Below are 2,986 nucleotides of genomic sequence, written 5' to 3' on the forward strand. Positions count from 1 at the left end.
CGCCAGGACACCTCGGTGAGCGCCCCACCAACGACCAGACCCATCACAGAGCCGACACCGGTCATCGCTCCGAACACCGCGGTGGCGGCGTTCCGGGCCGGCCCCTTAGCGAACGTGGTTGCGACCAGTGCGAATCCGGTCGGCGAGGCGATCGCGGCGCCCACGCCTTGCAGCAGCCGCGCGATGACCAGCGTGACGTCGTCCCAGGCGATACCGCACAGCGCCGAAGCGATGGTGAACAGCGTGACGCCGACGATGAAGGTCCGCTTGCGGCCGATGGTGTCGCCGAGGCGGCCACCCAGCAGCATCAATCCGCCGAAGGTCAGCACGTAGGCGGTGATCACCCAGCTACGGCCGGCGTCAGACAGGCTCAGCTCGTTCTGAATCTTGGGAAGGGCGACGATGGCGATGGTGCCGTCCATGGTCGCCATCAACTGCATACCGGCGATGGCGATGACCGCGGTGAAGAACCGCCGCGTCGGCAGCCAAGTCGTGGAAGTCGTGGTCGGAGTCGACTCGGCGGTCTTGGATTGGTGCGCTGGGGGCATGTGAACTGCTCGCTTCGAGGGTTCAGTAGTCCATTTTTGGACAGCCCGCTCTGCATCGTTGAGAGCCGTCATAAGAACTTACCCTACAGTAATCTTAGGAATCTTTTAACCGCCGAATCCCGCTACCGTACCGATCACGATGATCGCGGGGGGTCGAATTCCCTCCGAACGCATCTTTTCCGGCGCGTCCGCGAGGGTGGCCCGCAACGTCTGTTGTGCGACCGTCGTTCCCTGTTGAACCACCAGCACCGGCGTATCTGCAGGTCGGCCGCCTTTCAACAGCGCTTCGGTGAAAAGCTCGATGCGTTCCACCGCCATCAGCAAAACGATGGTGCCCGACATCGCCGCTAATGCGTCCCAATTCACTAACGATCCGGGGTGTCCCGGCGCAAGATGGCCGCTCACCACTACAAACTCGTGATTCAGGCCGCGGTGGGTGACCGGAACACCTACCGACGCGGGCACCGCTATGGCACTTGTCACACCCGGCACGACCGTTACCGGAACGCCCGCCTCGACGCACGCCAGCAGTTCCTCGTATCCGCGGGCGAACACGAACGGGTCGCCACCCTTGAGACGGACGACAAACCGTCCAGCTCGGGCCTGTTCGATCAGGACCGCGTTGATGGCGTCCTGGGCCATCGCTCGTCCGTACGGAATTTTCGCGGCGTCGATCACCTCAACATGAGGCGGCAGCTCGGCGAGTAGCTCTGGCGGCGCCAGCCGATCGGCGACGACTACGTCGGCCTGGGCCAGCAGACGCCGGCCGCGGACCGTGATCAGTTCCGGATCGCCGGGGCCGCCGCCGACCAGCGCTACCCCGCCACGCACGACGTCGCTGCTTTCGAAATTTTCCAGGGTGATGACCCCGCGCTGCAGTGCCTCGCGAATCGCCGAGCGGATTGCCGCCGAGCGACGGTGCTCGCCGCCGGCCAGGACGCCAACCGACAGCCCGGCGTAGTCGAACGTCGCAGGGGTCACCGCGCTGCCCTCGACCGCAATGTCGGCGCGCACGCAGAAGATTCGATGCCGATCGGCCTCGGCGACCACTGCCGCGTTCACTTGCGCGTCGTCGGTGGCCGCGATGGCATACCAGGCATCCGCCAGGTCGCCGTCGCGATAATCCCGCAGCGACAAGGTGATTCGGCTCATCGCCTCGACGGCGGGGGTGGCCGTCCGGGTGATGACGTGCACATCGGCTCCGCTGGCGACCAGCAGCGGCAGTCGGCGCTGAGCAACGTTGCCGCCGCCGACCACGACGACCCTCTTGCCGGTCAGCCGCAAGCCGGCCAAATAGGGGTTCTCGGGTGACATCAGCGGACGGATCTCACGGGTGCCCCGCGAAACCGGGCTTGACCATGGGCACGTGCGGAACCCCGTCGTCGACGAAGTTGTCGCCGTCGCGGACGAACCCGTGCCGGGCATACATGTCCGTCAAGTAGATCTGCGCGTCGATCCGGCAGGGATAGTCACCCACCTCGGCCAGCACCGCGCGCAACAGCCGGGTGGTGTGGCCTTGGCCGCGCGCGCTGCGTTCGGTGCACAGCCGACCGAGCCGAAATGCCTTCTGCCCGCCCGCGTGTTCCTCCATCAGCCGCAGCGTGCAGATGATCTCGCCGTTGGGGGCCGCCAACCAGAAGTGCCGGGTTTCGGCGAGCAGATCACGCCCGTCCAGCTCGGGATATGGGCGGGCCTGTTCCACCACGAAGACCTCCACTCGCAACTTCAGCAGCGCGTAAAGTGTCCGCACGTCAAGGTCTTTGGCCCAGGCGCGGTGCAACGCCGCCGTCATGATTCGCCCGCTGCGCCCGGCGACGATGCAGGCCGCGACGCGGCCTGACGAGGAGGCGGGCTATCGGGCTGCAGCTGCAGCGCCTCGGTGCCCCACGACCACAGTTCCTCGAACAGCGCCGGCTCATTAGCCAGGGTTGCTCCCAACGACGGCACCATGTCTTTCAGGGTAGGCAGCCAGGCCTGGTATCGGTCGGGAAAACAGCGCTGCAGCACGTCAAGCATCGCCGATACCGCGATTGAGGCTCCCGGCGAGGCGCCGAGCAGACCAGCGATACTGCCGTCGTCGGCGCTCAGCACCGTGGTGTCGAATTCGAGCACCCCACCTTTGCGCTTGTCTGGTCGGATCACCTGCACCCGCTGGCCGGCCGTCGTCAGCTCCCAGTCGGAATCCGTAGCGGCGGGCGCGAATTCGCGCAGTGCATCTATTCGGGCCGGCTGCGACAGCCGCAGCTGGCCGATCAGGTAGGTGAGGAGTTTCAGTTGAGTGGCGCCAACGCCGATCATGGTCGCCAGGTTGCCTGGCCGGACAGACCGTGGCAAATCGGTGATTTGGCCGTGCTTAAGGAATTTCGGCGACCACCCGGCGAACGGCCCGAACAGCAACCAAGGGTTGCCGTTGACGATCCGCGCGTCGAGATGTGCCG

The 2,986-nt window shown here is 65.8% G+C and carries 4 protein-coding genes; all 4 read right to left on the minus strand.

Features of this window, described 5'->3' with window-relative positions; genetic code table 11:
• The coding region (locus tag WB785_RS11275) for an MFS transporter (RefSeq protein ID WP_424079186.1) at positions 1–548 on the minus strand (548 nt) is incomplete at its 3' end.
• Positions 549–653: 105 nt separating this feature from the next.
• Entirely contained in the window at positions 654–1,862 is a 1,209-nt protein-coding gene (gene cobA / locus WB785_RS11280; protein WP_424079188.1) for a uroporphyrinogen-III C-methyltransferase, read from the minus strand.
• Between the two features lie 13 nt (positions 1,863–1,875).
• Positions 1,876–2,340, minus strand: a complete 465-nt coding sequence (locus tag WB785_RS11285; protein WP_424079189.1) for a GNAT family N-acetyltransferase — start codon at positions 2,338–2,340, stop codon at positions 1,876–1,878.
• On the minus strand, positions 2,337–2,986 hold a 650-nt coding region (locus tag WB785_RS11290), incomplete at its 5' end, for a malate:quinone oxidoreductase (RefSeq protein WP_424079191.1). The genes WB785_RS11285 and WB785_RS11290, both read right to left, overlap by 4 nt.

The sequence above is a fragment of the Mycobacterium sp. genome (assembly GCF_049585075.1).
GTDB lineage: Bacteria > Actinomycetota > Actinomycetes > Mycobacteriales > Mycobacteriaceae > Mycobacterium.